Origin of the sequence: Bradyrhizobium sp. IC3195 (assembly GCF_020193585.1) — a bacterium.
Classification (GTDB): domain Bacteria; phylum Pseudomonadota; class Alphaproteobacteria; order Rhizobiales; family Xanthobacteraceae; genus Bradyrhizobium; species Bradyrhizobium yuanmingense.
Window position 1 is genome coordinate 1 of the sequence record NZ_JADYVG010000053.1, and the last position, 5,052, is coordinate 5,052.

General features: G+C 59.5%; 3 protein-coding genes. 2 read left to right on the plus strand and 1 reads right to left on the minus strand.

Annotation, left to right across the window (positions count from 1 at the left end; genetic code table 11):
• On the plus strand, nt 1-1,715 hold a 1,715-nt coding region (locus I6F09_RS36950), incomplete at its 5' end, for a DUF3141 domain-containing protein (RefSeq protein ID WP_225145764.1).
• Nucleotides 1,716-2,104: 389 nt separating this feature from the next.
• Nucleotides 2,105-3,553, plus strand: a complete 1,449-nt coding sequence (locus I6F09_RS36955) for a hypothetical protein (protein WP_225143889.1) — start codon at nt 2,105-2,107, stop codon at nt 3,551-3,553.
• Between the two features lie 133 nt (nt 3,554-3,686).
• On the opposite strand, the gene I6F09_RS36960 is transcribed toward I6F09_RS36955, so the two are convergent.
• Nucleotides 3,687-4,955 (minus strand): IS256 family transposase, encoded by a 1,269-nt coding sequence (locus I6F09_RS36960; RefSeq protein WP_225190180.1) that lies wholly within the window; start codon nt 4,953-4,955, stop codon nt 3,687-3,689.
• Between the last annotated feature and the right edge of the window lie 97 nt (nt 4,956-5,052).

Consider the following 5,052-nt stretch of genomic DNA (forward strand, 5'->3'; position numbering starts at 1 on the left):
CGTTTGTTCGAGAAGTGATCCGCCGGCATCCGCGCGCGCCTCTGCCGGCCATTATCGGCAACTGCCAAGCAGGCTGGGCGACCCTCGTTCTCGCCGCAACAAACCCTGACTTGACAGGACCCATCGTCATCAATGGATCACCGGTGACGGCTGTATCGGGAAACATCGGCGACAACACTTTCCGCTACATTGCCGGCATATTCGGCGGAGTCTGGATCCCGATGCTTCTGTGCGACCTTGGCCAGGGCATGTTTGATGGAGCCAATCTCATACACAATTTCGAGATGCTCAATCCCGAGCGCCGGCTGTTCCTAAAGTACGCCGAGCTTTTCCGCGACGTGGATACGACGCGCGAAAGCTTTCTTGCCACCGAGAAGTGGTGGAGCAGCTTCTGCTTGCTGCACGAAAACGAGATCTGCTGGATTCTCGAAAACTTGTTCATCGGCAACCGGCTCGGCAAGAACATGGCCTACCTGGGATCGGGGCGTCAGCACGTGGATCTCAAGCAGATCCGCGCGCCGATCATCGTGTTTGCCAGCCATGGCGACAAAGTGACGCCGCCCCAGCAGGCTCTGAATTGGATTACAGATGTTTACGAGAACGAGGAGGAGATCCGCGTTCGCGGCCAACACATTATCTATATGGTGCATGACGACATCGGGCACCTCGGCATCTTCGTCTCTTCAAAAGTTGTCAATAGGGAGTTCCGGCAAGTTGCAACCACGCTTGAGGCAATCGAAGCGTTGATGCCTGGCCTCTACGAAATGTGCATCAAAGATGTTCAGGAACATGATGGACGAAAAAGCTTCAGTGTTGAACTAGTCGAACGCAGCTTCAAGGACATCCGGGCATTGAACGACGACTATCGCGATGAGTTCCCTTTCGGTGCGGTTGACCGGGCGTCTGAACTTCAGGCACAGATCTATCACACAATCGCCCGCCCCTTCGTCAGAGCTGCAGTCACAACCTTCACGGCCCAAGCTAGCCGAAGTGTTCACCCGGAGCGCCTGTCGCGAGCGCTAATGTCTTCGCGAAATCTGATGCTGGCTGGCTTCAAGTCCATAAGCGAGCAGGTTCGCCAGTCTCGAGCCAAGGCCAGAGTAGATAATCCATTCCTGCTGGCGGAAGCCTTGTATGTGCAGCATATCGCACATGCGATGATCTGCTGGCGCGACCTGCGCGACATGATGTATGAGCTGATGTTCCACAGCATGTGGAACACTCCTTTGCAGCACTATTTTAGTGATCGCTACGAAGTGCAGGCGAGGCAAATGACGCTAGAAGAATTGAGGTCGCGCCCGGACGTTCAGTTTGCGCTTAAGATGATCGCGACCGGCGGCTTCATCGAGGCCGTCATCCGCATTATGGCGCTGCTTGTGAGCGATCGCGGCGGTATCCGCCGCGACCGTCTCGATCGCTGGTCACGCGTCCTGACGGAGAACGAGCCGTTCCGCTCTGTCCCTTCTGACCGTCTGACTACAATCACTCGCCAACAGACCATCATCGCCACTTTGGAACGGGAGCAAGCAATCGAGACCCTGCCATTGCTGCTGGATGACTCTGAGGAGCGCCGCCGCGCCTACCTGGTCGCACGCTATGTACCCGGTCCCATCGCGGAAATGTCGCCGAAGTCGATCGACCTCCTAGGGCGGTTTGCTCAGGTGCTTGAGCAGCCGCCAATCACCGGCGATGTTACCGAAAATCCTTTGGCGTAAATGAAGGCTGAGTAAAGCGTCGATGCTTGGCGTAAAGGATGACCATTGGCTTGAGCGCCAGGCGTGGCAACTGAGGGCAATGTCGATGCGCCTCGTAGTTGGCACAGGATTTGAAGCCAGTTCGTCCTGCACGTTGTACTCTGACGCTTACGGCTGGAGCGGCCAAACATGTTCGACGCGCGCCTATTGTGTGTTCCGGATCCTGAGCGCTGATGGTACGGAGGGCTCGAATTCAAGAATTGACTTGACGAAAGAAGTGAGCAGATACCGATGCGTTCCCTTTGCAGATAAGAACCAGCCGCGCTGAAGTCGTCGAATCTGGCGACTTCCTCCGGACCGAGCAGAGATATTAGTTGTTGGGGCACTTTCTCCCTGCCGAAATCCGCAGAATGGAGTTCTTCGCCGTGGACCACGATACCATCCGCGCCGAGCTGATGTACTTGGAGTCCCTTGGCTCCCGAATCTCGGGCTCAAAGAGCCACGATCAACTTGTAGAGCATGTCAAACAGCAGTGGGCCGACTTCGGTATGCGAGTTCACGAGGACGTCTTGCATTTCGATCGCTGGAGCATGGCTGCAGAAAATCCCGACGGTCTGCGTCTTAAGATCGACGGGCGCGACATAGCGATCTCTTCGGTCTTTCCCTACTCCGGGACCACCGGCCCCCTAGGGACCGAGAAGCAGTTGTACAGATTGCGCGGTCCAATACCGCGATGGACCAAAGCGCGCGGAGGAATTGCGGTCGTCGAGGTCCGAAATCGGGAGTTCCCGTTTGATGCGGCGGTCAAGACTTGGGATCGGGCGCGTGCATGGGGCAAGACCACTATGCCGCTGCTTCCTGCCACGTTCGCCGGCCTCGGTCTGGCGCGTGCTCGACGAGCTGGCGTTGAGGCGGTGATCTTCGCCTGGCGTGGCATAAGCATTTTCAACGCCAAAGGACAGTACTTACCGTTCACGTTGCCCTACCAGAACATTCCAGCGGTCTTCGTGGCCGGAGACGACGCCGACTTTGTGTTGGACGCCGCCTCACGGGCCAGGCGGGCGACGCTCATCCTTGACGCGGTGATCGAACGAAATAGCGCCATGCGTACAGTATGGGCGGCTGTGGAAGGTCGCGGCGCACCCCACGAAACTGTGCTCGTGGTAAGCCACAGCGATGGTACAAATATTGTCGAGGAGAACGGCCACATCGGTGTGGTCGAACTCGCGCGCCAGACTGTCGCTCACCCATTGGCACGCACGGTCATCTTCGTGTTAACAGCTGGACACCTTCGAATACCGGCGGTGACCGAGGATGGCCAAGCCACTTCGCGCTGGTTGCGGGATCACCCACAATGGTGGGCTGGTGGCCCGGGAGATCGCCACGCGGTGGCGGGCCTGGTGATCGAGCACCTCGGCGCTCGGGAATACCGGGACAATCCCCTCAAAAACACCTACGGGCCGACAGGCAACCCCGCACCCGAACTGCTCTACGCCTCCACCGCGCAGCTGACGGCGCTTATCGAATCAGAGTGGCGTACAACCGGGCAAGCGCCGAGAGTGTCGGCCCCAAACGCGCTCATTCAGTTCGGCGAAGGCCAGCCGCTCTACCTAAAAGGCATCCCAAACATCGCGCTCGTAACCGTGCCGCAGTACCTGTTAAGTATTGAACCGGGCGACTACGTCGACGTCGCTCTTCTGGACAGACAAGTCAGCAGCTTCGCGCGACTGCTGCAACGAATTGACACCATGCCCAGCAACGAAATCGGCACCGTCAAGATGACTACACCACTCGCGAAAGCGGCCGCCGCGCTGCGCGCGATTGGCATTCTCGCTGGCAGCTCGTTGCATTGCCGATGAACCGCCTGCACCAAGCGGCAAACTTATGAAGAGCGTAATTAGCTCGGAGCTCCAGCCAAGCGAACCGATAAAAGCGCCTTTTCGCGTCCGCTTCTTGCTCGGGAGCTATGCGGGATTTTGGGTGATGAGGCGATCAGGCGGCGTGGTTTGCCGGCACGTGGATGACCTCGATGCCGTCGTTGAATCTGACACCTGCGATGACCTTGGGCAACTGATTTGTGCCTTTGAGCCGCCGCCAGGTCTTTGAAGCGGTGATCACCAGCTTGAACACCATCAGCTTGGCGGTGGTCGGCGACAACGAGCCCTTCGTCCGCACGGCTCTGTGCCGCACAGTCGCGAACACGCTTTCGATGGGGTTGGTCGTGCGCAGATGATCCCAATGCTGGGCAGGGAAGTCGTAGAAGGCCAGCAGCGCGTCGCGGTCCTTGGCGAGGCATTCGACCGCCCGGCCGTATTTGGCGCAGTATTTCTCGGCAAAGACGTCGATCGCCGCTTCGGCGGACGCCCGGCTCGGCGCCCAATAGACCTCGCGCAGATCCTTCTTCATGGTGGCCTGCACCGAGAGCGGGACCTTGTCCAGGACGTTGACGGTCTTGTGTACCCAACATCGCTGGTGCCGTGTGCCGGGAAAGACCTCGTCGAGCGCCTTCCAGAAGCCGAGCGCGCCGTCGCCGACGGCAATTTCCGGCGCGATCTGCAATCCGCGCTGTTTGACGTCGATCAGGAGTTCGCGCCAGCTCTGCGCGCTCTCCCGGACGCCGACCTGGAAGCCGATCAGTTCCTTCTTGCCTTCCGGCGTCGCGCCGATCAGCACCAGCATACATTCGCCGTGGTCTTCCATGCGGGCCTGCAGGAAGACCCCATCGGCCCACACGTACACGTATCGCCGCGCCGACAGATCGCGTCTCTGCCAGCGCTCGTACTCGCCCTGCCACTCGGCCGTCAGCCGGGACACCACCGCCGGCGACAGGTTCGGCGCATCCTTGCCCAGCAGGGCCGTCAGCGCCTCCTGGAAGTCGCCGGTCGAGATGCCGCGCAGATAGAGCACTGGCAACAGCGCATCCAGACTTCTGGTTCGCCGCGCCCACAGCGGCAGGATTGCCGAGCTGAACCGGATGCGTTCGCCTTCGCTGGACGCTCCACGGTCGCGAACCTTCGCCCGCGCGACCTCGACCGGGCCGACGCCAGTCTGGATCGTTCGCGTCGGGCCGTAACCATGCCGCACGACACGGGTGCGTCCGTCGGCAAGCTTCAAATCATTCACCGTGGCAAGAAATGTCTCGACTTCGACCTCGACGGCCTGTGCAAGAAGCTGCCGCGCTCCGGCGCGCAGGATATTGGTCAGTGGATCATCGATCTCGTCGGGCTGACGAAGCGGGACAATGTTGCTAGTATCGTTCATGGCGTATCGCTCTCCTCGAGAGGTTCTGGCAGGCTCGACACCCGCCTCGATACGCCGCCTATCTCATTCCGTCAGCACCCACTTTCCCGCATAGCTC

Excerpts from the sequence above, each read along its gene's own strand:
- I6F09_RS36955 (WP_225143889.1), top strand. The coding sequence starts at position 2,105 with ATGGAGTTCTTCGCCGTGGACCACGATACCATCCGCGCCGAGCTGATG.
- I6F09_RS36960 (WP_225190180.1), bottom strand. The coding sequence starts at position 4,955 with ATGAACGATACTAGCAACATTGTCCCGCTTCGTCAGCCCGACGAGATC.